Below are 21,797 nucleotides of genomic sequence, written 5' to 3'. Positions count from 1 at the left end.
AAAGGATGCAGTAATTATAATTACGAAAGATCAGTTATGTTATGCGAACTAAAACATATAATTTGATATCTGCCGTAATTCCGAATTAGTAAATCGTAATTAAAATAATAATCATGGATCTGTTACAGCCCGCGTTAGGCTTGTTTACCATTTCATTCTTAATATTCATCATTGTTTTCCTCATCCTGAAAAAATTTGCCTGGAAACCTATCCTGTCTACTTTAAAGGAAAGGGAAACTTCCATCTCAGATTCTATTGCAGCTGCAGAAAGGGTAAAGGAAGAAATGGCGCAGATGAAGGCAGAGCATGAGCATGTGCTGGCAGAAGCCAAGGCTGAAAGGAGCAAGATCCTGAAAGAAGCCAAGGAAGCCAAGGACCTGATCATTGGCGAAGCCAAGACCCAGGCCCAGGCAGAAGCGAAAAAGATCATTAACGAAGCCTATACCGCAATAGAGAACCAGAAAATGGCCGCTCTTACGGATGTAAAGAACCAGGTAGGCCGGCTGGTAATTGAAGTGGCAGAGAAAGTGCTGAGAAAAGAGCTGTCTGATAAACCTGCCCAGGAGCAGTTCATCAAACAACAGGCTGAAAGTATTAAATTGAATTAAGAGCTGTTGGCTGTTAGCATTTAGCCGCTAACCGCTAATAACTAAAAGCTAAAAGCTGATATAAAAAATGCAAAATCCCCGTTTAGCATCCCGATATGCAAAATCTTTGGTGGATCTGGCCGTTGAAAAGGGCCAGCTGGAAGTTGTCCGTGCAGATATGCAGGTGCTGCAACAGATCACCAAAGGCAATCCCGATGTGGTGACTTTGCTGAAAAGCCCTGTCATTAAACCGGACAAAAAACAAAAGATCCTGGCAGCCATCCTGGAAGGTAAAATAAGCAACATGACCTCCATGTTCATTCAGCTGCTGGTAGCAAAAGGCCGCGAAAGCAACCTGCCGGAGATCACTACGGAATTTGCCCGGCAGTACAACGTGTTAAACAATATCAGTAAGGTAAAGATCACTACTGCCGTACCGCTGGATGCCGCCATCCTCAGTACTATCAAGCAAAAGGTAGAAGCCGGCTCTGATAAAAAGATAGAGATGGAAACCGCTGTGGAGCCGGACCTGATCGGTGGTTTTGTACTGGAAACAGAAGACCGCCTGTTTGATGCTTCCATTCTGCGCGACCTGAAGGACATTAAAAAACAGTTTGCACAGAACATTTATACGCCTAATATCAAATAATAACGATATACCGGTTTTAGCAGCATGGTTTCCGGAATTGGAACGCAGCCTGAAACCTGAAAAATTCTTAAAGCACTCTTTTTAAAAAGCATAATTATGGTTGAGATAAAACCTGATGAAATTTCGGCAATATTGCGCCAGCAATTGAGCAATTTCAATGCCGCAGCTGACCTGGAAGAGGTAGGCACGGTATTGCAGGTGGGCGATGGTATTGCCCGTATATATGGACTGAATAATGTTCGTTACGGTGAACTGGTGGAGTTTGAGAATGGTGTAAAAGCCATAGCCCTGAACCTGGAAGAGGATAACGTGGGTGTGGTACTGATGGGTGAATCCGGCGAAATAAAAGAAGGCAATAAAGTACGCCGTACCGGTTTGATCGCTTCCATTAAAGTGGGCGAAGGACTGGTAGGCCGTGTTGTAAATACCCTGGGTAACCCTATAGATGGTAAAGGCCCTATTACCGGCGAATTATATGAAATGCCCCTGGAGCGTAAAGCACCGGGCGTTATCTATCGCGAGCCTGTAAAGGAACCCCTGCAAACCGGTATCAAGGCTATTGACGCTATGATCCCTGTTGGCCGCGGCCAGCGTGAGCTGGTGATCGGTGACCGCCAGACCGGTAAAACCGCCATCTGTATTGATACCATCATTAACCAGAAAGAGTTTTACGATGCAGGCAAGCCTGTATATTGCATATATGTAGCTATTGGTCAGAAAGCCTCTACCATTGCAGGTGTAATGAAAACCCTGCAGGATAACGGCGCTATGGCCTACACTACCATCGTAGCTGCATCTGCCTCTGAACCGGCTCCGCTGCAGTTCTACGCTCCGTTTGCAGGTGCTGCCATCGGTGAGTTCTTCCGTGATACCGGCCGTCCTGCGCTGATCATTTATGATGATCTGTCTAAACAGGCCGTTGCTTACCGTGAAGTATCCCTGCTGCTGCGCCGCCCACCGGGTCGTGAAGCTTACCCTGGTGACGTATTCTACCTGCATAGCCGTTTGCTGGAGCGTGCCGCTAAAGTGATCGCTAAGGATGAAATAGCCCGCCAGATGAACGACCTGCCGGATTCAATTAAGCACCTGGTAAAAGGTGGTGGTTCCCTGACCGCATTGCCGATCATTGAAACACAGGCCGGTGACGTATCTGCTTACATTCCTACCAACGTGATCTCTATTACGGATGGTCAGATCTTCCTGGAATCCAACCTGTTTAACGCCGGTATCCGTCCTGCTATTAACGTGGGTATCTCTGTAAGCCGCGTAGGTGGTAATGCACAGATCAAATCCATGAAGAAAGTGGCCGGTACCCTGAAGCTGGACCAGGCGCAGTACCGCGAAATGGAGGCCTTCTCCAAATTCGGTGGTGACCTGGATGCGGCTACTAAAGCCGTACTGGACAAAGGTGCCCGTAACGTGGAGATCCTGAAACAAGCTCAGTTCAGCCCTTATTCAGTGGAAAAGCAGGTAGCAATGATCTACCTGGGTACACAGGGTTTGCTGCGTGAAGTACCGGTAAGGAATGTACGTGCCTTTGAAGAAGCTTTCCTGCATGAAATGGAAGTACGCCTGCCTGAAGTGCTGGCCGAATTCAAAAAGGGTAACCTGGCAGATGATAGCATCAAAAAGATGGTGACCTTAGCCAACGAGCTGAAGCCCAGATTTGCATAAGTAATAAGGTAATTTAGCATAATGAAGATCCCGGTCAATTGGCCGGGATCTTCATTTTACGCCGGCTGTTATTTGCCTTCCGCATATTTTTTAAAGTTGTCGATCACCGATTGGGTAAACCATTTTTGCATTTCAAGCGGGGTTTCTTTTTCCGGTACAAAGGTTTCTGCTACGGTAGTTTTATTACCATCCGCTATGAATTTAATGGCGGAAGTTCTGCCATCGGAAACTATATATTCAATAAGCTCATGAGGTATTATCCTGCTGTATCTGCCGCTATGGTCAAACCCAACATTGCCATCTTTAGTTTCCATTCTGAAAGAAAAGGTTCCGCCTTCTTTCAGATCGGCTTCCGCGCCTGGGCAATGCCAGTCATCGGAAGGGGCGTTCCATTGCATAATGTCGGCAGGCGTTGTCCATAGTTTCCAAACTTTTTCTACCGGAGCGTTTACGGTAGTTTCAACGGTGAAGGGTGCTGGGTTGTTCATAAATTTTTGTTGATTGACTTTCCTTTATCAGATATTTAAAATTATCACTTTCCTGCTTGCTTCCGTCAATTTAAACATTGCTTTTTAGGTATACTGATCTTGTTGAACTTTTATTCCATTGCCATTATTGCCATAATCACTGCTTGAGTCACTGGTCTTTTAAATGCCGGCTGTAAGCATCAGGCTAAAATTCTTAATATTGCCCGCCTCTGATTTCAATGTCACATCCCGCCACCCTTAACCCCTTGCCAATCCTCTCCATTTTCCCCGATCCTTTTCCACCTTTCACCGCTCGCCATCCCCACCTTAACCGATTTGTTTATATCGTAACTTTGTTTACAAAATAAACTAAATTAGCTTTGTTGTAAATCCCCGACCCATGTGGAAACATTCATTTAACCTATTGCTCTGTATATGTTTACCCGCGCTGGTACTGGCGCAGCAAAAAATTAGCGGTAAGGTCACCGATGCTAAAAAACGCCCATTGCCCGGCGTGAATGTTTATATAAAAGGCAGCTATGATGGCGCCACAGCCGGGGCAGACGGTACCTTTTCCTTTACCACCACTACCACCGGCCCGCAGGTGCTGGTAGCCAGCTTAATGAGCTTTCAAACGCAGGAACAAGCCATAAACATTACCGGTCCGGTGCAGGTAACGCTTATGCTTAAAGCAGCTATGAATGAGCTGAAAGTGGTAACTATTTCCGCCGGTAGCATTGAAGCCAGCAGTGATAAGAATAACACGGTGCTTAAGCCCCTGGACATCGTAACCACTGCCGGCGCCACCGCCGATATTGTGAACGCGCTTAAAACGCTGCCCGGCACACAGCAAACCAATGACCGGGAAGGCCTTTTCGTACGTGGGGGCACTGGTTATGAAACACAGATCTTCATTGACGGGTTAATGGTAAGAAATCCCTTTTTTACCAGCCTGCCGGATATGCCGGGCCGGGGCCGGTTTTCGCCCTTCCTGTTCAAAGGCACCACCTTTAGCAGTGGTGGTTACTCCGCCCAATACGGACAGGGACTTTCCTCTGCGCTGGTGCTGGAATCGGAAGACCTGCCCGCCCGCTCATCCTACAGCCTGGGCGCCTCTGTGCTGGGTGTGAGCGGCGGTTTGGATGAATTGTCGAAAGACAAAAAAGGCTCCTTTGGCATAGAAGCGGATTATACAAACCTGGCACCTTATTTCAGTATAGCCAAGCCTAAACAGGAGCCTACCGTAGGCCCGGAAATTATAGGTACTTCCCTGAACTTCCGCCGCAGAACATCCTCCACCGGCATCCTTAAATTTTATGGATATGGTAACTGGAGCCGGATGGGTTTTAAGAAGAACAGCATTGAATATCCCGGTTACCAGGAGCAAACAGATGTGCGTAACCAGAACGTATATACGAACCTCACATACAAAGAAAGCCTGGGCAGCGGCTGGCGTATGAATGCCGGCTTCTCTTACAGCTCCAACATTGATAAGATAAAGCTGGATACCATTCAGAAATCGCCGGTAACCAATGTGCATGCCCGTTCAGACCTGAGCCAGCTGAGATTAATGCTTACTAAAAGCCTGGGCGCTTTTTCCCAGCTGCGGTTGGGCGGTGAATACCAGTATGCAGTAGAACGTTCTGAATTTAACAGCTATCGCGCTAATTATGTAGATAACTATTCCGCAGGTTTTGCAGAAAGCGACATTTATTTCACTCCCCGCTTTGTAGGCCGCTTTGGCGGACGCCTGGAATACTCTACGGTACTGGCAAAAGTGAACCTGGCGCCCCGCGCTTCCTTAGCTTATAAGCTGGATGATTACAGCCAGTTTTCCCTGGCCTACGGCGATTATTACCAGAAGCCGGAACCACAGTACCTGCGCTTTAAACAGGACCTGAGCTACATGAAAGCTACGCACTATATAGCCAGCTTCCAGCGCCTGTCAAGCAACTATACTTTCCGTGTAGAAGCATTCTATAAAAAATATAAGGACCTGGTAAAAACAGTACCGGATACCCTTACTAACGGTACCGGCTATGCGAAAGGTATAGAGCTGTTCTGGAGAGACCGTAAAACCATTAAGAACCTGGATTACTGGATCTCCTACTCTTTCCTGGACACCAAACGTAATTACCTGTTCTACCCTTACGAGGTGCAGCCTGACTTTGCAGCCAAACATACCGCCAGCCTGGTAATGAAGAAATATTTCCCCAAGATCACTACCAATATTGGGGTAACTTACAGCTATGCCAGCGGGCGGCCCTATTATAATCCCAACCTGCCGGAAAGTAAGTTCATGTCGGAAAAAACCATTGACTTTAATACATTAGGTTTAAGCGCCAGCTACCTTACCACCGTTGGCAAAGCATTCACCGTATTTGTAATATCCGTTACCAATGTGTTTGACTTTAAGCAGGTATATGGTTACCGTTATTCCACGGATGGGCTGCGCCGGGAAGAGATAGTGCCCAATGCGCCCCGCTTCCTGTTTGTAGGCATGTTCATGAACTTTGGTATAGACCGCCGCCAGGATGTAATTAATAATCTTTAAACATATCATTCAAACCATCAACAATAAAAACAGATCGTATATGAAACATTTCCTCCTTTTGCTGTTACCGGTTTTTGCGGCCGTAGTTACCAAAGCCCAAAGCCCCCAATACCAGGATGCTATGACCAAGCAGGTAGGCCTGCTGGATGTACCGGCCAGCTACACCCCGCAAAGTATGCTGGATATCTCCAATACCTTTGAGCGTATTGCAGCAGCGGAAAAAAATCAGTGGCTGCCTTATTATTACGCTGCTTACACACAGGTAATGTCTGCCCTGATGACGCAGGATAAAGATAAGATAGATGGCCTGGCAGATAAAGCAGAAGCCAACATCAACAAAGCTGATTCCTTAAAGCAGAATGATGATGAAATAGCGTGCATCCGTTCCCTCATTGCCACTTCACGCATTATGGTAGATCCGCAAAGCAGGGGACAGCAGTACGGTCCGGAATCCGGTATGCAGATACAAAAAGCCAAACAGATAAACCCTGAAAACCCGCGTGTATACCTGCTGGAAGGCCAGGCCCTGTTTTATACGCCGGAACAGTTTGGTGGCGATAAAGCAAAAGCCAAAGAAGTATTACAGGTAGCCCTGCAGAAATATGCAGCCTTTAAACCCGCCAGCAGCATAGCACCGCACTGGGGCGAACCCCATGCAAAAGATCTGCTGCAACAGGCAGGCAAATAATACAGGAGAAAATGTGAAGTGCGAAAGGTGAAGTACCGCCATGCTTCACCTTTCATTTTCTGCCTTCGCACTTTAAATTTGATATTCGTTAATTATAGTTGTGATGATGTATTTTAAAGACCTGGACCCTGTTCTGCATTCACAACTGCGCCTGGCCATTATGTCGGTACTGGTCAGCGAGCAGGAGGCGGAATTTACGCTGCTGAAAGAAAGGACCAATGCCTCTGCCGGAAACCTGAGTGTGCAGATCAATAAGCTGAAAGAAGCCGGTTATATTGATGTGATCAAACAATTTAAAGACAACTATCCGCAAACCCTTTGTAAAATAACCACGCAGGGCAGCAAAGCCTTTGCAAGCTACGTAACCTCCATACAATCCTACCTGAACGCGGGTAAGCACAAATAATTGCTGCAGCCGGAACTGCGATGTTACTTCAGTTCTAACCGCTAATTTTATAGGAAGCCATAGGATCGGCCTTTTCATTCCAAAAATGTTACTCCCATGAATACCCCTGCATCCATGTTGAGAGTGGCGCCCACTTCAGCATTGATACTATCTTATGCCAAAGAAATGTATACGGACCCGTTAAGCCGTAAATACATGCAGTACATAGATCTGGGCGATGTACAACCCCTTGTGGCAGCTATCAGCCAGCTAAATGTCCCGCTGGAGGGCATGATACAGCTGCGCAAAAAAATGGTGCGTTACCTTGTACGGCAGTTCATCAGCCGGTACCCACAGCAACAGATCTGTATTATGGCAGCCGGTTTGGATCCCCTGGGATTACAGCTGGCCGCGGAATACCCGCAGCTGATCAACGGTATCTATGAAATGGACCAGGCCTGGATGGAGGATAAGGGCCGTATTTACCGCAACATTGCGCCCCAGCTGAGCTTACCCGTTACCCTGCTAACAGACATTACCCATACTATACAATGCAAGCGGCAGCTAAGAGATGCGGGTTACGACGCTTCGCAGCCTGCCATCATTATCCTGGAAGGCATTGTGCCCTATATAACGGAGGAACAGTTTCGCGACATTATACAATGTTTTAGTACAAAGAATGCGCGGAACACTGTGATCATAGATTACCTGCTGCCGGCGGAAGATATCAGACCAGCGGCCACCAGGCATGCTTTTAACGAAATAAAAGACCTGCTGCAAAAGAGCCTGGGTGTGGACCTTTATTATTACAGCCGTAAAAAGATCCTGAATATACTGGAGCTGATGCAGGCAGAAATACACGATGTGTATGATATGCATACCGTGGAGAAGAAGCTATATGGCTATAACAACATTTATCCCCACCGGGGCGATAGCTGGATGGAAATGGCAGCATTTCATTTATAGCTGTTAGCAGTTGGCTGTTAGCTATTAGCTGTTGGCCGTTATGAGGCAAGCCCTAAAGTAAAAGGCCTGCAACATTTTACAATGTTACAGGCCTTTTTATTGAAATACATTTATTACTGAAGTACATTTTACTGCTAACAGCTAATAGCTAACGACTAACAGCTAGCTAAGTTACTCCGATGCCAGTTCCATCTTCTTCAGCGGGTTCCGGGTATTTTCCGCATAGATCTCGCGCTTTTCCAGGATATCCAGGCAGCTGAAAATGGCCTGCCGGAAAGAGGCGGCATCTGCCAGGTTCTTACCGGCAATGTCAAACGCGGTACCATGGTCCGGAGAGGTGCGTACAATGGGCAGCCCGGCGGTGTAGTTAATACCTTCGCCGCTGGCCAGTGATTTAAAGGGTATCAGGCCCTGGTCATGATACATAGCCAGCACCCCGTCAAACTGGGCATACATGGTACGGGCAAAGAACGCATCGGCACTATAAGGCCCAAAGGCCAGAATACCGTTGCTTTTAGCTTTATTAATAGCAGGGAGGATCTCTTTAATTTCTTCCTGGCCTATCAGCCCATCATCGCCGGCATGGGGGTTTAAGCCCAGCACCGCAATACGGGGGCTGTCAATCCCAAAGTCTTTGATCAGGCTATCCTGCATCAGCTGCAGCTTGGCCAGTATATTTTCCTTTGTTACATATTTGGCTACTTCCGCTACCGGCACATGTTCTGTAAGCAGGCCAATGCGCATATTATCGGCCGTCATAAACATCAGCACATCCTTTGCATTAAAGGCATCCCGCAGGAAAGGCGTATGACCTGTGTAATTGAAGTCGGCGCTTTGTATATTCTTTTTGTGAATGGGCGCGGTTACCAGCCCTTGTATAACGCCATCTTTCAGGCATTGGATAGCCACGGCTAAGGAGCGGGCTGCATATTTGCCGCCGGCTTCATTCAGCGCGCCCGGCATAATCTGCACTTCCTCTTCCCAGCAATTGAAAACATTCACCTGCTTGTGGTTCAGGCGGGCAAACTCTTTCAGGCTCTGGTAATTGAAGTTGTTCTCATTCATCAGCTTCCGGTAGAAGTTGATGGTTTTATTGGAAGCAAAGATCACGGGAGTGCAGAACTCCAGCATCCTGTTATCCGTAAAGGTTTTGATAACGAGCTCCGTACCAATGCTGTTCAGATCACCTACGGTGATGCCGATAACCGGTTTGTTAGTGTGCGTATTACTCATGGGTGGATAAAATACCAAGATACAAAGATACCAAATACAAAGTACAATGCGGTATTTGGTATCTTTGCCGGAATCATGTACACATTAAAGAAATCGCTGGGCCAGCACTTCCTCAAGGATGAGAATATGTGCAAAAAGATTGTCCAGTCGTTACCTGTAATCCAAGGCCAGCAAGTGCTGGAAGTAGGCCCCGGCGCGGGCGCCATTACTAAATACCTGCTGCAGGTACCGGGTATTAACTTTAAAGCCGTTGAGCTGGATACGGAAAAAGTACAGTACCTGGAAAAAACTTATCCTGAAATCAAGGACAAGCTCATTCACAAGAGCTTCCTGGATATGGAAGTACCCTTCCAGGGCCAGTTTAGCGTTATCGGCAATTTCCCTTACAATATATCTTCCCAGATCATGTTCCGGGTACTGGAATGGAAAACCCAGGTACCGGAAGTAGTAGGTATGTTCCAGAAAGAGGTGGCGCTGCGCATTGCTGCCAGCCACGGCAATAAGGATTATGGTATCCTGAGCGTGTTGTTACAGGCCTGGTACCGGGTAGAGTACCTGTTTGAAGTACATGAGCAGTGCTTTAACCCGCCGCCCAAAGTAAAGTCAGCCGTAATAAGGCTTACCCGCCTGGAACAGCCTTATGAGATTGCCAGTGAGCGCAAGTTCTTTAACCTGGTGAAAACCGCTTTTAACCAGCGCCGCAAACAGCTCCGCAACCCGTTAAAAACATTATTTGATAAGGAATACCTGCAGGACAGCCTCTTCAGCAAAAGGGCAGAAGAGCTGACTGTGGCCGATTTTGTAGCATTATCGCATAAGATGATATGAAGAAGAAAGTATTAATTACCGCCAGGGTACATGAATACCTGGTGAACAGACTGGAAGAAAAAGGATACGAAGTAAGCTACCAGCCTTCCATTACATATGATGAAGCGGTTGCTGCCATACATGACTGCACCGGCCTCATAGTTACCACCCGCCTGCGTATAGACAGATCATTTATAGATAATGCCCCGCAGCTGCAATGGATAGGACGCCTGGGATCGGGCATGGAGCTGATAGATGTGCCTTATGCTGAAAGCAAGGGCATACAATGTGAAAGCAGCCCCGAAGGCAACTGTGATGCAGTAGGGGAGCAGGCCCTGGGCATGCTGTTAGCCCTTATGAACAATATCTTAAAAAGCAACCTGGAGCTGCGCCGCGGCATCTGGGAGCGCGATGGTAACCGGGGTTATGAGCTGAATGGCCGTACCGTGGGCATCATTGGCTATGGGCATACGGGAGGCGCTTTTGCACATAAGCTGCAGGGCTTTGATGTGGAGATCCTGGCCTATGATAAATATAAAAAAGGCTTCAGCACGGATCATGTAAAAGAAGCTACTATGGATGAGCTGTTCACAAAGGCAGACGTGATCAGCATTCACCTGCCTTTAACAGAAGAAACACACCACCTGGCCAATGCTGCTTTCTTTAAGTCGTTCCATAAAAAGATCTATTTCCTGAACACGGCGCGTGGTAAAATAGTGAACACGCCGGACCTTATTGAAGCCCTGGAAGCAGGTACCCTGGCGGGCGCAGGGCTGGATGTGCTGGAAAATGAAAAGCTGCCTACCTATTCGGAAACAGAGCAGCAACAGCTGGAACGTTTGCTGCAATTACCCAACGTAGTGCTTACCCCGCACATCGCCGGATACTCTCACGAGGCAAGTATTAAAATGCCCCGATATGTGTTGGATAAGCTCGGAATTTAAGTTGGCCGAAATCGAAAAATAGTTATATTTGCCTAAATACAAACATAGTACCAACGCTTCTGTGAAAATGGAGGCGTTGATTTTTTTTTCTTATTTCTAAAACCCAAAAGATATGTCTGGCGTCAACTATGTTACGAAAGAAACCCTGGATCAAATGAGGGATGAGCTGAATGCCCTGAAAACGAAGGGCAGGGCAGAAATTGCCAGGGCCATTTCAGAAGCACGGGAAAAAGGCGACCTGAAAGAGAATGCCGAATACGATGCGGCTAAAGAAGCACAGGGATTGCACGAAGCTAAAATTGCTACCTTGGAAAATGCGATTGCTACTGCCAGGATAGTAGAAGCAGATACTATTGATACCTCCAAAGTATCCATTTTATGTAAGGTAACTATTACCAATGTAGCCAATAAAAAAACCGTTACCTACCAGCTGGTGTCTGAAACAGAGGCTGATCTGAAAGCGGGTAAGATATCTGTAACTTCTCCTATTGGTAAAGGTTTGTTAGGCAAACAGGTAGGCGAGGTGGCCGATGTACAGGCGCCTAACGGGCACATCAAATTCAAGATCGATAATATAAGCGTTTGATAAACTGATACACTGGTTACACCACCCCGGCCTTGCGCCGGGGTTTTTTATTTCAGATCTTAGATCTGCATTTCAGATTTGTTCAAATCCCCGTAGGTTTAAAATCGTAAATCTAAAATCGTAAATCATCATGTCTGTTTCCGTTTTCACTAAGATCATTAAAGGAGAGATCCCCAGCTATAAGATAGCAGAGAATGACCACTTCTATGCTTTCCTGGATATTTTTCCGCTGGTAAAAGGGCATACGCTGATTGTGCCCAAGCTGGAAGTTGATAAATTCTTTGATGTGCCGGATGAGCTGCTGGGAGAGTGGCTGGTATTTGCCCGTCCCATTGCCAAAGCCATGGAGCGCTCCTTTCCCTGTAACCGGGTAGGCGTTAGCGTAGTAGGACTGGAGGTAGCGCATGCGCACATGCACCTGATCCCGATCAATTCGGCAGATGATATGAACTTTGCTCATCCCAAGCTAAAGTTGACGGAGGCGGAGTTTAAAGCAGTGCAGGAAAAGATCAGGGCAGAGATGTTGACACATTAGGCGTGTGGGGCACATTAAAACGGAAGCCTACGCCATGCAGGGTTTCCAGCTTTATCTCAGGGTCTGATTTAAAATACTTCCTCAGTTTGGTAATAAACACATCCATGCTGCGGCCCAGGAAGTAATCGTCCTTGCCCCATACATTAAATAAGATATCTTCCCGCTTGAGCGCTTTATTGGCATTATCACACAGGAACCGCAGCAGGTCGGCCTCCTTTTGGGTAAGGGTGAACGACTTGTTCTGCGTACTGTCATGCAGCCTCAGGTCGGCGTAGTCAAAGGTGAGCTTGCCAATTACGTACTGGGTGGGCTTTGCCGCCTGGGTAGCCTGCACCATGTTCTTGGTCCTTTTCAGGAACACCTCTATACGCAAAACCAGCTCCTGCAGGTTAATGGGCTTGGTAATGTAATCATCCGCACCGGTTTTAAACCCGGCGATCTTATCCTCCATCATAGATTTGGAAGTAATGAACAGGATAGGGATCACATCATTCCGCTTGCGGATCTGCCTGGCCAGCTCAAAACCATGGTCTTTTTCGGAAATGCCGCCCTTTTCAGGGCCCCCGCCTTTTTTAGGGATCATCACATCCAGCAGGCAGATATCAAAAGTCCGGTGCTGGAACTCTTCCCAGGCCATTAGCCCGTCTGTACAATGCCGTACTTCATAGCCCTGTTCCTCAAGTCTTCGTTTCGTGGCTGCACCAACATTCTGATCATCTTCCACAAATAGGATTCTTGCTTTCATAGTTGCAGTGATGCTGAATTAATATAAATGTCTCGTTTTCTACGAATAATCCGGTTTGAATTAGTAATCATTGTAGCAATGGCGCTGTCCCCGGCCCAGTTATTCATGGAGTTATCAAGGAGATTTTTAGTCAAAATAAATACAATTTATGAACTTATAAAATAACCTTTTTAATGATGGATTGTATAACTTCCTCACTGTTACCAGTTTGCAGTGGGCAAAATGGGGCTGCCTCAGGGCTGGGGAAGCTACTTGCTCACAATCCGGTGGGGGTGCTGTTGCAAAAATTGTTCCCATCCTTTTGCTTTGGGCAGGCCGGCCAGGGGGCTGCTTTCCTGGAAATGATGGCACACGGCTACTGCCAGGGCATCGGTTGCATCCAGGTAATCGGGCCGTTCTGAGAACGTAAGTATACGCTGTAACATCTGCCATACCTGTTCCTTGTCGGCATTACCGTTACCGGTAATGGACTGTTTCACTTTTTTAGGAGAGTATTCAGCTACAGTAAGGCCAGCCTGCATAGCAGTAGCAATGGCTACCCCCTGTGCGCGGCCCAGCTTTAACATACTTTGAACGTTCTTACCAAAAAAGGGAGCTTCAATTGCACAACAATCAGGTTTGTGTAACAGTATAAGCTCATTAATACAGGAATGAATCAGTTGTAGCCTTTCATAGTGGTCTTTACGATTGGATAGTTTCAGCACATCCATTTTTATAAGACTGGCATTTTTGCCTTGAACCTGTATAAGGCCATACCCCATTACCAGCGTACCCGGGTCTATCCCCAGAATTATTTTTGACTTGTTTGCCAACCGCGGTTTATTTTTGCCAAAATCTTAATGTCTGAACAAAAGTACCAAAATAATTCTCAATTACCTGTTAGGCGCGGTCCTTTTTAGCTGGTTAGCCTATTCCATCTACTCCCAGGTAAAACATCAACCCGATCTGGCCCTTTCTTTACAGCACATGTGGTTTACCCTCCGGCAAAAGGGAGGGGTGGCACTAACGTTAGTGTTTATACTAATGCTTTTTAACTGGGGCCTGGAGGCGCGCAAGTGGCAGCTGCTGGTACGCTCCCTGGAGGAGGTATCGTTCCTGCGGGCCTTTAGCGCAGTGCTGTCGGGGGTATCACTGTCTATCAACACCCCAAACCGTATAGGCGAATACGGTGGCCGTATGCTGTATATGAGTAACCAGAACAAGCTGAAATCTATTGCCGCCACCATGATCGGCGGCCTCAGTCAGCTCATTGTTACTATTATCTTTGGGTTAACAGGGCTCATCTACTATATCAATAACTTCCCGCTGATCAAGGCTAACGCCTATTTTTCCCCTAACTTCTGGGAAAAAATTTTGCTGGGGGTGCTTATGCTTATTGGAGCCTTGACCATTATATTATATTTTCGGTTACAGATTGTAATAGCGATCTTTGAAAAGATACCGGTACTAAGAAAGGCCAAAGTATTTATACAGATCATCACCCGCTATACCAGTGGGGATCTGCAATACCTGCTGCTGCTTTCTGCCTGCCGGTACGTGATCTTCTCGGCACAGTATTTGATTTTGCTGGATACCTTTGGCGTGGAAATGCTGTGGTGGCAAGGGTTTCTGCTGAATGCAGTGATCTACCTGGTAATGGCTTTAGTGCCCACCATTGCCGTAGTTGAGCTGGGGCTGAGAGGTAAGGTAAGCATCTATTTCCTGGGCCTGTTAAGCAATAATACCGCGGCCATCATCGCTGCTACTGTGGGCATTTGGCTGGTGAACCTGCTTTTGCCTGCTGTTCTGGGAAGTATCCTGTTATTAGGAGTAAAGATTTTTAAGGATAAATAGCATCCATCCATGAGGTATTTTATACTCATATTCTTACTTACAGGTCTGTTCCATAGTTATCCCGTTAAAGCCCAGAGTGAATTTTGTGGTATTACCAATGGCAGTTTTAAACCCGGAGAAAATATAACCCTGAAAGTATATTACCGCCTGAGCGGCGTGTATGTAGGCGCCGGAGAGGCCACCTTTAGCTGCCTGCTGGAAAAGCTGGGCGGTAAAGATGTATACCATATTATAGGCGAAGGCAAAACCTACCGTGCCTACGACTGGTTCTTTAAAGTGCGCGATAAATACGAAAGTTATATTGATACCGCCAGCATGCGGCCCCTGAAGTTTGTACGGAATGTAAATGAAGGCGGCTATAAGATCTATAATAACGTAACCTTTGATCAAACCCAGCACATAGCCACCAGCACCAATGGTACCTTTAAAGTGCCGGAGTGCGTGCAGGACGTGGTTAGCGCCGTATTTTATGCCCGTAACATTAACTTTGACAAGTACAAGGTGAATGATAAGATACCTTTCAATATGTTCCTGGACGACCAGGTGTACAATATCTATATCCGTTACCTGGGTAAGGAAGTAATAGATACCCGCTATGGCAAGTTCAGGGCCATCCGTTTTAAGCCACTGCTGATCAAAGGCACCATGTTCCAGGGTGGAGAGCAGATGGATGTTTGGGTGAGCGATGATCCTAATAAAGTACCTCTGCGCATTCAAAGCGCCATTTCCGTAGGCAGCATTGTAGTGGACATGATCGATTATAAGAACCTGCGGTATCCCTTTACTTCGTTGGTAGGTAAACGTTAGTGCACCGTTGTAGGCGGTACGGTCCATGGACCATAGCCGATAGTCCATAGCCTTTTTCGCCAACACCGGTTTTTCCCGGTATGTAGCAGGATGGATTATAGTGAATAGTTACAGCCATCTCCTACTTGCACAATATTTATTATATGAAATATGCAATGGACTATGGACCATCGACCATGGACTATTTTAACAATTTAGCAAGACCTCTTGCTGTATAAAATTCTATATTTGTTCAAACTAATAACCCATAAGTATTATGGAAGAGCGTAAACCAAACATATTGCTGGCAGAAGATGATACCAACCTGGGTATGGTACTCAAGAACTACCTGGAATTAAATGACTATGAAGTGGAATTGTGCCGGGACGGCATACTGGCCCTGGCGGCCTTTCGCCGGGAAAAATTTGACCTGTGCCTGCTGGATATTATGATGCCCAATATGGATGGCTTTAAGCTGGCGGAAGAGATCCGCGACGTAGACCCCGACATTCCCCTGTTCTTCCTTTCCGCTAAAACAATGAAGGAAGACATTATCCAGGGCTACAAGCTGGGCGCCGACGATTACATTGTAAAACCATTTGACAGCGAGCTGCTGCTGCTGAAGATAAAGGCTATCCTGAAACGTAACCAGGAGCTGAGCAATAAGGAAGAAGAGCAGCACGAATTTACCATTGGCCGCTACCAGTTCAACGCCCGCCTGCGTACACTTGTGCACGACGGTGAATCACATACGCTTTCCCCGAAAGAAAATGAGCTGCTGCGCATGCTGTGTGAGCATAAGAACGACCTGTTGCCGCGTGAGCTGGCGCTGAAGAAGATCTGGGGCAGCGACACTTATTTTAATGGCCGCAGTATGGATGTATACATTGCCAAGCTGCGCAAATACCTGAAAGACGATCCGGATATTGAGATCGTGAATATTCACGGGAACGGCTTCAGGCTGGTGGTGAAGGAGTAGTTACGAATTATTTAATTACGAATTACGAATTGGGTAGTATGTAAAGCTAATAACTATAAGTCATAAAAGCCCTGCATGTTAATCATGCAGGGCTTTTCTTATAAAAATGATTTAAAGTTCTGATTAAAATGGCTGCTACACCATTCAGCTATTTCATTCGTAATTATTCATATCATAATTACTTTCAATGGCATTCCCCGCTTGGCAGGGCAGGCTATGCACCGCTTTGGGCGGGGTCGTAATTAAATAATTCGTAATTAAAACAGCAGGCTTCCTCCTCCTTTGTTCGGTATCTTACCCAAATGCGTGTAGGCTTTTTCCGTTACTTCGCGGCCGCGGGGCGTGCGTTTAATAAAGCCTTCCTGTATCAGGAAGGGCTCATATACTTCTTCCAGGGTGCCGGGTTCTTCCCCCACTGCGGTGGCAATAGTGGTAATACCTACCGGTCCGCCTTTAAAGTTTTCAATGATCACGTTCAGGATGCGGTTATCCATATCATCCAGGCCATATTCATCCACATTCAGCGCTTTTAAACTAAACTCGGAAATGGCCAGGTCAATAGTGCCGTTACCCATTACCTGCGCAAAATCACGCACACGGCGCAGCAGCCCATTGGCAATACGCGGGGTGCCGCGGGAGCGCCGGGCTATTTCCATGGCCGCATCGGAAGTGATCTTGGTTTGCAGCAGGCCGGCAGCCCGCCAGATGATCTTTTGCAGGGTAGCGGCATTGTAGTATTCCAGCCGTGATTTAATACCAAAGCGGGAAAGCAGGGGCGCCGTAAGCAAACCACTGCGGGTGGTAGCCCCTATCAGCGTAAAAGGATGCAGGTTTATTTGTATGGAGCGGGCGCTGGGACCGCTGTCTATCATAATATCTATGCGGTAATCTTCCATGGCGGAGTACAGGTATTCCTCCACCACGGTGCTTAAGCGGTGTATTTCATCAATGAACAGCACATCTCGTTCTTCTAAATTCGTGAGCAGGCCGGCCAGGTCGCCAGGCTTTTCTATTACCGGGCCGGAAGTTTCCCTGATATTTACCCCCATTTCATTGGACACAATACGCGAGAGCGTAGTTTTTCCCAGTCCCGGAGGGCCATGGAACAGGATGTGGTCCAACGCTTCCCCCCGCATTTTAGCGGCTTTAATAAACACTTTCAGGTTGTCAATGATCTGGTCCTGCCCGGAGAAATCAACGATATCCCTGGGCCGTATACTATTCTCAAACTCTTTTTCCGCTGCACTGAGGCGGTTTTCTTCTGGTCTTAAATGCGGATTAGACATAATGTACTGAAAGTGTTCAAAAATACGTAATTATGGCGTATGGGTTTGCTTGTTTATGCAGATATTAGTTTATTTGTGTTATAATAAGCATTTCTATGTACAGAATCTGGTTAACCACCACCGTCATATTAGCAGCCTTTAGCCTAAATGCCCGTTCACAGGATAGTATCAGCAGCTCAGAAGTTAAACGTATCATCAGCACACTGGCGGCGGATGATATGCAGGGACGCAAAACATTCTCACCCGGTATAGATAAAGCTGCTACATTTATTGAGCAGGAGTTTCAAAAGGCCGGCCTGCAGCCCTGGCAGAATGCCAAAGGCTACCGCCAGACCTTTTACATGTACCGCGTAAAACCGGTAAGCGTGAACCTGACCATCAATGGCGAAAAGCGTGTATCCGAAAACGTTATTGTAAAAAGTACAGCCGGCCAGCTGAACTGGAACCAGGAAGGCCAGGTGGCAGAACAGCATATTAAATCCGGCGATAACTTTTTTGACCGGGTACGGGCCCTACGTTCGCAGAAAGGCAATACCATTGTATGGGTAGATGCCGCGCAAAGCGAAAGCTTCCGCCAGTACGGCGAGTACCTGCAGCAGAACTACCAGATGGCTGACAGCGGCAACCTGGTGCTGGTATTGCAGGAACCCACTGATACGGCTATACGCAGTGTGAACCTGGATGTGCGCCAGCAGGTAACACCCCTGCCATTGTTTAACGTGGTAGGTATGATACCCGGCAGCAGCCGTCCGGATGAATACGTGATCTTCTCCGCCCATTACGATCATATTGGGATCTTAAAACCCGTGGAGCAGGATAGTATTGCCAACGGGGCCGATGATGATGCCAGCGGCTCTACCGCGGTAATGATGCTGGCCAATTATTACAAGAACCACAAACCTGCCCGCACCCTGATCTTTGCCACCTTTACCGGCGAAGAGATGGGCAGCTATGGCGCCCGGTTCTTTTCCCAGCTTATGCAGCCGGAGAAAGTAGTGGCTATGTTTAATATTGAAATGATCGGTAAGGAATCCAAGTTTGGCAAGAACAGCGCTTTTATTACCGGCTTTGAAAGATCAGACTTCGGGCAGATCCTGCAGCGTAACCTGGAAGGCTCCATCTTCCATTTTTACCCGGATCCTTATCCGGACCAACAGCTGTTTTACCGCTCGGATAACGCTACCCTGGCCCGTTTAGGCGTACCGGCACATACTATATCTACCGACCAGATAGATACCGATAGTTTGTACCACTCCGTAAATGATGAAGTAGAAACCTTAGATATACAGAACATTACCAGCACCATACAGGCTATTGCCGTTAGCGCCGTTTCTATTGTAGATGGGAAGGATACGCCTTCGCGGGTAGCTACAGAAGGCTTAAAACCTTAAGATTGGGATTTTAGATTTACGATTTTAGATTTGGTCAACGTATTTTACCAATCAATCTAAAATCGTAGATCTAAATCTAAAATTGCATCCGGTTAACATTTTATCTCGCCATTAAAGGTTATATTCACTGCGGTTTCACAATTCCCCAACTTTAAACCATATCGAACAATGCAACCTAAATTCCACCATGTCTGCGGAGGGCTGGCCCTGGCGTCAGTACTTTTCTTTTCCGCATGCTCGAAACAAGAATCTTCAAAGCCACAGAATGCAAATGCCGACGGACAGATCAGTTATGAAATGTCTGCAGAGAATGCGGCCACTACCATTGGCGGGGATGCAGCCGGTATAGAAAAGCTGGCCGCTATCACCAACAAGCCATCCATGGCTAAAACCAGCGGTCTGTTTGATTTTACCTGGACAGAAATTATGCTACGGGTACGGGAAGTTAAATTCAGCGCCAAGAAAGGCAACGATGAAGTTAACTTCAGCGTCAAAGGCGACCGGCAGGTGGATGTATTAAAAGCCATCGGTTTCCTGGGGGTGATAGACATTCCCAAAGGCACTTACAAGTACGTAAAAGTATATGTAAAGGCTGAAGGTGATGAACCTAAACCCGCTGCCGTGCTTGCAGGTAAAATTACCTGGCAGGGAGACGACATACCGTTCACCATTCGCCTGTCCGGCTCCATGACCCTGAAGGCAGATGCCCGGGATGTAGTGGTAGGGGACAGCACCCTTTCTATGAAAGGTAAGCTGAAGCTGGATCTGAAGATCATTGCAGCCAAGCTGCAGATCGGGGATTTCACCGGCTCATTCAGCGGCGGTCACCTGGTGATCAATGTGAATATGGATACAGGTACCGGTAAGAAATGCCGTAGCGGCTTTGAAAGCTGTATGCATGCCGACCACGGGCATGATTGATTGATCAGTGAAGTAAGAAATTAAAACAGGAACAGGAAAGAACAACCGCTTGCCAGGTTACTTTCCGTTCCTGTTTTTTTATGTGTGCAATTTAAAATGGGGCTGACTAAGTTTGTACCTGGAATTGTGGCATTCTACTTTACTCCACAATCAATTTACAGAACACAGCAAAGTGATCAGAAGAAAATCTTCCCTGCCAGGTGGGCGACAGCGTAGCATGCTGCAGCACCTTGAATTTACCTTTCAGGAAAATATGATCAATGGGTTTGTCTGATAGCTCTGCTTTCTTAAACCCGTTGAAAGTGCCGGTGGGCCCATAATGCGGCGTTTGGCTAATGGCCTTGCTGTCGGTTAAATGCAATGGGTCCTGGTTATTTACAATTACCTGTATAGGTTCATCATCCGGGGTGGCATTAAAGTCGCCGGTAATAATAGCCGGTGTGGCGCCAGCAATGTCATGCACCTGCTTTAACAGCAGGTGAGCGCTTTCCCGGCGCGCAACCTCACCTTTATGATCAAAGTGGGTATTGAAATGGAAGAATACTTTCTTCGTCTTTTTATCACGGAACTTGCCCCAGGTTACAATGCGGGTAATGGCCGCATCCCAGCCCTTGCTGCCCGGTACTGTTGGTGTGGTGGATAGCCAGAAGGTTTCGCCCTGCAGCAGCTGCAGCCGCGTGGTATCATAGAAAATAGCGGAGAACTCGTCTGCTGTTTTGCCATCGCCCCGGCCTACGCCAATGTATTTATATTGGGGCAGGCGCTGCTGCAGATCGGTCATTTGCACATACAAAGCTTCCTGAACACCTAACAGATCTGCTTCATGAAAAAGCACTTCACTGGCTACTTTGTCCTTGCGGTAAGGCCATGCATTCAGGCTGTCGGCCGGCGTATTCATGCGGATGTTGAAGGTGATCACCTTTAACGGTGTTTGCGCCATTGCGCTGCTGCCGGTAAGCAAAAGCAGCAACCATAATAATCTTTTACTCATAAGGATGGTATTAAGCCCATAAAAGTATTACGGGTTTTTTTAAGAAAGGTAAAGGGCATATTAATTTTTTGTAAGCACCGGTAACGGGTAAGCTTGTAAAAGGTTACAGGCATTTAAGTTTTAAATCAGCCATGCATAGCTTAAATTTATAAGGTACAACTCCGTTACCTATGCAACATTCCCCTGTTAAAACCCGCGTCCGTTTTGCCTTTTGGGTAATGATAGCCTTAATAGCCTTTGTGGTGCTGCAGGTGTTTACCTTTTGTTCACGTACCATCAGCTGCCCGGCCTTTAGCGACGCAGCCTTTGACGCCTGGCTCCCTTACCGGCAGGACCAGCGGCTGTTTTTTATGAACAGCCGGCAGCAGAAAGACAGTATCCTGATCGAAGTGGTAGAGCGTTCAGCGGCAGCGGAGATTAAAACAGGGTTTAATGGACCCCGGTGCCATATTTATGCGTATGTACGCGGTAAGGGTAATTTATTATTGAACATAGATAACCAGGAGGCAAAGGCTGTAAGCCTGGCCCTGAATGATTTTCATTTTTTCGGCGGCGCCATGGGCGATTCAGGCATACGGTATGTACCGGAAGCGGGTCAGTACAAAACGGTTTATTATAACAGCCATCTACTGGAAGGACAAACTTTTAATAATGTGGAGCTGCTGGAAAAAGATACCACCGGCGTGAAAGGGGGAGATGAACATATTTACCGCGTGTATCTGAGCCGGGAAAATGGTATTATTGCCTATGAAAGATACCCTTCACATGATCTGTGGATAAAACAATAAAG

The 21,797-nt window shown here is 47.0% G+C and carries 23 protein-coding genes; 17 read left to right on the top strand and 6 right to left on the bottom strand.

From position 1 onward, the window contains the following. The first annotated feature begins 113 nt into the window (after window positions 1-113). The 3 genes from atpF (at window position 114) to atpA (ending at window position 2,910) form a co-directional block, all read left to right on the top strand. Window positions 114-608 carry a F0F1 ATP synthase subunit B gene (gene atpF / locus BMZ54_RS29535; RefSeq protein ID WP_089920338.1) on the top strand — a complete coding sequence of 165 codons (495 nt, stop codon included), beginning with the start codon at window positions 114-116 and terminating at the stop codon, window positions 606-608. Between the two features lie 67 nt (window positions 609-675). After that, complete coding sequence (atpH, locus tag BMZ54_RS29530) at window positions 676-1,236, top strand: ATP synthase F1 subunit delta (protein ID WP_089920336.1); 561 nt, start codon at window positions 676-678, stop codon at window positions 1,234-1,236. Between the two features lie 96 nt (window positions 1,237-1,332). Next, window positions 1,333-2,910, top strand: a complete 1,578-nt coding sequence (gene atpA, locus BMZ54_RS29525; RefSeq protein ID WP_089920334.1) for a F0F1 ATP synthase subunit alpha — start codon at window positions 1,333-1,335, stop codon at window positions 2,908-2,910. A 68-nt stretch (window positions 2,911-2,978) separates the two neighbouring features. Here atpA and BMZ54_RS29520 read toward each other — a convergent pair whose 3' ends face one another. Continuing rightward, window positions 2,979-3,398: an SRPBCC domain-containing protein gene (locus tag BMZ54_RS29520; RefSeq protein ID WP_089920333.1), complete on the bottom strand. Its 420-nt coding sequence runs from the start codon at window positions 3,396-3,398 to the stop codon at window positions 2,979-2,981. A 379-nt stretch (window positions 3,399-3,777) separates the two neighbouring features. On the opposite strand from BMZ54_RS29520, the gene BMZ54_RS29515 reads away from it, so the two are divergent. From BMZ54_RS29515 to BMZ54_RS29500, 4 genes are all read left to right on the top strand, one after another. Then, window positions 3,778-5,931 carry a TonB-dependent receptor gene (locus BMZ54_RS29515; protein ID WP_089920332.1) on the top strand — a complete coding sequence of 718 codons (2,154 nt, stop codon included), beginning with the start codon at window positions 3,778-3,780 and terminating at the stop codon, window positions 5,929-5,931. A 40-nt stretch (window positions 5,932-5,971) separates the two neighbouring features. Beyond that, entirely contained in the window at window positions 5,972-6,619 is a 648-nt protein-coding gene (locus BMZ54_RS29510) for a hypothetical protein (RefSeq protein WP_089920330.1), read from the top strand. A gap of 103 nt (window positions 6,620-6,722) precedes the next feature. Next, complete coding sequence (locus BMZ54_RS29505) at window positions 6,723-7,025, top strand: winged helix-turn-helix domain-containing protein (RefSeq protein ID WP_089920328.1); 303 nt, start codon at window positions 6,723-6,725, stop codon at window positions 7,023-7,025. A 96-nt stretch (window positions 7,026-7,121) separates the two neighbouring features. Further along, entirely contained in the window at window positions 7,122-7,970 is an 849-nt protein-coding gene (locus BMZ54_RS29500) for a class I SAM-dependent methyltransferase (protein ID WP_089920327.1), read from the top strand. Window positions 7,971-8,141: 171 nt separating this feature from the next. Here the strand turns inward: BMZ54_RS29500 and pdxA are convergent, their stop codons facing one another. Next, the gene (gene pdxA / locus BMZ54_RS29495) at window positions 8,142-9,203 is read right to left on the bottom strand and encodes a 4-hydroxythreonine-4-phosphate dehydrogenase PdxA (protein ID WP_089920325.1); all 1,062 of its coding nucleotides are present in this window, start codon (window positions 9,201-9,203) and stop codon (window positions 8,142-8,144) included. Between the two features lie 75 nt (window positions 9,204-9,278). Between pdxA and rsmA the strand changes: the two genes are divergently transcribed. From rsmA to BMZ54_RS29475, 4 genes are all read left to right on the top strand, one after another. Beyond that, the gene (gene rsmA, locus BMZ54_RS29490; RefSeq protein ID WP_089920522.1) at window positions 9,279-10,031 is read left to right on the top strand and encodes a 16S rRNA (adenine(1518)-N(6)/adenine(1519)-N(6))-dimethyltransferase RsmA; all 753 of its coding nucleotides are present in this window, start codon (window positions 9,279-9,281) and stop codon (window positions 10,029-10,031) included. After that, window positions 10,028-10,954, top strand: coding sequence for an NAD(P)-dependent oxidoreductase (locus tag BMZ54_RS29485; protein ID WP_089920323.1), 927 nt, complete (start codon window positions 10,028-10,030; stop codon window positions 10,952-10,954). The genes rsmA and BMZ54_RS29485 overlap by 4 nt, the downstream gene beginning before the upstream one ends. 112 nt (window positions 10,955-11,066) lie before the next feature. Continuing rightward, window positions 11,067-11,540 carry a transcription elongation factor GreA gene (greA, locus tag BMZ54_RS29480; RefSeq protein ID WP_089920321.1) on the top strand — a complete coding sequence of 158 codons (474 nt, stop codon included), beginning with the start codon at window positions 11,067-11,069 and terminating at the stop codon, window positions 11,538-11,540. Between the two features lie 130 nt (window positions 11,541-11,670). Continuing rightward, window positions 11,671-12,075 carry an HIT family protein gene (locus BMZ54_RS29475; RefSeq protein ID WP_089920319.1) on the top strand — a complete coding sequence of 135 codons (405 nt, stop codon included), beginning with the start codon at window positions 11,671-11,673 and terminating at the stop codon, window positions 12,073-12,075. On the opposite strand, the gene BMZ54_RS29470 is transcribed toward BMZ54_RS29475, so the two are convergent. Beyond that, window positions 12,050-12,820 carry a response regulator transcription factor gene (locus tag BMZ54_RS29470; RefSeq protein ID WP_089920317.1) on the bottom strand — a complete coding sequence of 257 codons (771 nt, stop codon included), beginning with the start codon at window positions 12,818-12,820 and terminating at the stop codon, window positions 12,050-12,052. The two genes, BMZ54_RS29475 and BMZ54_RS29470, sit on opposite strands and share 26 nt — an antisense overlap. A gap of 248 nt (window positions 12,821-13,068) precedes the next feature. Beyond that, entirely contained in the window at window positions 13,069-13,632 is a 564-nt protein-coding gene (gene ruvC, locus BMZ54_RS29465; RefSeq protein WP_089920315.1) for a crossover junction endodeoxyribonuclease RuvC, read from the bottom strand. A gap of 154 nt (window positions 13,633-13,786) precedes the next feature. On the opposite strand from ruvC, the gene BMZ54_RS29460 reads away from it, so the two are divergent. The 3 genes from BMZ54_RS29460 to BMZ54_RS29450 all read left to right on the top strand — a co-directional run bounded on the left by BMZ54_RS29460 (window position 13,787) and on the right by BMZ54_RS29450 (window position 16,418). Then, window positions 13,787-14,653, top strand: a complete 867-nt coding sequence (locus tag BMZ54_RS29460) for a lysylphosphatidylglycerol synthase domain-containing protein (protein WP_394332727.1) — start codon at window positions 13,787-13,789, stop codon at window positions 14,651-14,653. 9 nt (window positions 14,654-14,662) lie between these two features. After that, window positions 14,663-15,460, top strand: a complete 798-nt coding sequence (locus tag BMZ54_RS29455) for a DUF3108 domain-containing protein (protein WP_089920311.1) — start codon at window positions 14,663-14,665, stop codon at window positions 15,458-15,460. Window positions 15,461-15,716: 256 nt separating this feature from the next. Further along, a complete protein-coding gene (locus BMZ54_RS29450; RefSeq protein WP_089920309.1) occupies window positions 15,717-16,418 on the top strand; it encodes a response regulator transcription factor in 702 nt (233 codons plus the stop codon). Window positions 16,419-16,675: 257 nt separating this feature from the next. On the opposite strand, the gene ruvB is transcribed toward BMZ54_RS29450, so the two are convergent. Beyond that, on the bottom strand, window positions 16,676-17,704 hold the full coding sequence (gene ruvB, locus BMZ54_RS29445) for a Holliday junction branch migration DNA helicase RuvB (RefSeq protein WP_089920308.1): 1,029 nt from the start codon (window positions 17,702-17,704) through the stop codon (window positions 16,676-16,678). Window positions 17,705-17,799: 95 nt separating this feature from the next. On the opposite strand from ruvB, the gene BMZ54_RS29440 reads away from it, so the two are divergent. Together BMZ54_RS29440 and BMZ54_RS29435 are read left to right on the top strand one after the other, a co-directional pair. After that, a complete protein-coding gene (locus BMZ54_RS29440) occupies window positions 17,800-19,095 on the top strand; it encodes a M28 family peptidase (RefSeq protein ID WP_089920306.1) in 1,296 nt (431 codons plus the stop codon). A 168-nt stretch (window positions 19,096-19,263) separates the two neighbouring features. Next, window positions 19,264-20,016: a hypothetical protein gene (locus tag BMZ54_RS29435; RefSeq protein ID WP_143081180.1), complete on the top strand. Its 753-nt coding sequence runs from the start codon at window positions 19,264-19,266 to the stop codon at window positions 20,014-20,016. Between the two features lie 139 nt (window positions 20,017-20,155). On the opposite strand, the gene BMZ54_RS29430 is transcribed toward BMZ54_RS29435, so the two are convergent. After that, window positions 20,156-21,007, bottom strand: coding sequence for an endonuclease/exonuclease/phosphatase family protein (locus tag BMZ54_RS29430; protein WP_089920303.1), 852 nt, complete (start codon window positions 21,005-21,007; stop codon window positions 20,156-20,158). A 170-nt stretch (window positions 21,008-21,177) separates the two neighbouring features. Between BMZ54_RS29430 and BMZ54_RS29425 the strand changes: the two genes are divergently transcribed. Next, the gene (locus BMZ54_RS29425) at window positions 21,178-21,795 is read left to right on the top strand and encodes a hypothetical protein (RefSeq protein WP_143081179.1); all 618 of its coding nucleotides are present in this window, start codon (window positions 21,178-21,180) and stop codon (window positions 21,793-21,795) included. Window positions 21,796-21,797: the final 2 nt, after the last annotated feature.

It is taken from the genome of Chitinophaga rupis, assembly GCF_900109685.1.
Lineage (GTDB): Bacteria > Bacteroidota > Bacteroidia > Chitinophagales > Chitinophagaceae > Chitinophaga > Chitinophaga rupis.
The sequence above is the reverse complement of the archived record's forward strand: the minus strand, read 5'-3'. Positions and strand labels throughout refer to the sequence as shown.

What these genes read in the sequence shown, in the direction of transcription:
- atpH (WP_089920336.1), top strand. Translation starts at nt 676, where the DNA reads ATGCAAAATCCCCGTTTAGCATCCCGATATGCAAAATCTTTGGTGGAT.
- BMZ54_RS29460 (WP_394332727.1), top strand. Translation starts at nt 13,787, where the DNA reads ATGTGGTTTACCCTCCGGCAAAAGGGAGGGGTGGCACTAACGTTAGTG.
- BMZ54_RS29450 (WP_089920309.1), top strand. Translation starts at nt 15,717, where the DNA reads ATGGAAGAGCGTAAACCAAACATATTGCTGGCAGAAGATGATACCAAC.
- BMZ54_RS29485 (WP_089920323.1), top strand. Translation starts at nt 10,028, where the DNA reads ATGAAGAAGAAAGTATTAATTACCGCCAGGGTACATGAATACCTGGTG.
- BMZ54_RS29505 (WP_089920328.1), top strand. Translation starts at nt 6,723, where the DNA reads ATGATGTATTTTAAAGACCTGGACCCTGTTCTGCATTCACAACTGCGC.
- BMZ54_RS29435 (WP_143081180.1), top strand. Translation starts at nt 19,264, where the DNA reads ATGCAACCTAAATTCCACCATGTCTGCGGAGGGCTGGCCCTGGCGTCA.
- BMZ54_RS29455 (WP_089920311.1), top strand. Translation starts at nt 14,663, where the DNA reads ATGAGGTATTTTATACTCATATTCTTACTTACAGGTCTGTTCCATAGT.
- BMZ54_RS29475 (WP_089920319.1), top strand. Translation starts at nt 11,671, where the DNA reads ATGTCTGTTTCCGTTTTCACTAAGATCATTAAAGGAGAGATCCCCAGC.
- BMZ54_RS29500 (WP_089920327.1), top strand. Translation starts at nt 7,122, where the DNA reads ATGAATACCCCTGCATCCATGTTGAGAGTGGCGCCCACTTCAGCATTG.
- BMZ54_RS29470 (WP_089920317.1), bottom strand. Translation starts at nt 12,820, where the DNA reads ATGAAAGCAAGAATCCTATTTGTGGAAGATGATCAGAATGTTGGTGCA.
- rsmA (WP_089920522.1), top strand. Translation starts at nt 9,279, where the DNA reads ATGTACACATTAAAGAAATCGCTGGGCCAGCACTTCCTCAAGGATGAG.
- BMZ54_RS29510 (WP_089920330.1), top strand. Translation starts at nt 5,972, where the DNA reads ATGAAACATTTCCTCCTTTTGCTGTTACCGGTTTTTGCGGCCGTAGTT.
- BMZ54_RS29515 (WP_089920332.1), top strand. Translation starts at nt 3,778, where the DNA reads ATGTGGAAACATTCATTTAACCTATTGCTCTGTATATGTTTACCCGCG.
- ruvB (WP_089920308.1), bottom strand. Translation starts at nt 17,704, where the DNA reads ATGTCTAATCCGCATTTAAGACCAGAAGAAAACCGCCTCAGTGCAGCG.
- BMZ54_RS29520 (WP_089920333.1), bottom strand. Translation starts at nt 3,398, where the DNA reads ATGAACAACCCAGCACCCTTCACCGTTGAAACTACCGTAAACGCTCCG.
- atpF (WP_089920338.1), top strand. Translation starts at nt 114, where the DNA reads ATGGATCTGTTACAGCCCGCGTTAGGCTTGTTTACCATTTCATTCTTA.
- BMZ54_RS29430 (WP_089920303.1), bottom strand. Translation starts at nt 21,007, where the DNA reads ATGAGTAAAAGATTATTATGGTTGCTGCTTTTGCTTACCGGCAGCAGC.
- atpA (WP_089920334.1), top strand. Translation starts at nt 1,333, where the DNA reads ATGGTTGAGATAAAACCTGATGAAATTTCGGCAATATTGCGCCAGCAA.
- greA (WP_089920321.1), top strand. Translation starts at nt 11,067, where the DNA reads ATGTCTGGCGTCAACTATGTTACGAAAGAAACCCTGGATCAAATGAGG.
- BMZ54_RS29425 (WP_143081179.1), top strand. Translation starts at nt 21,178, where the DNA reads ATGCAACATTCCCCTGTTAAAACCCGCGTCCGTTTTGCCTTTTGGGTA.
- pdxA (WP_089920325.1), bottom strand. Translation starts at nt 9,203, where the DNA reads ATGAGTAATACGCACACTAACAAACCGGTTATCGGCATCACCGTAGGT.
- BMZ54_RS29440 (WP_089920306.1), top strand. Translation starts at nt 17,800, where the DNA reads ATGTACAGAATCTGGTTAACCACCACCGTCATATTAGCAGCCTTTAGC.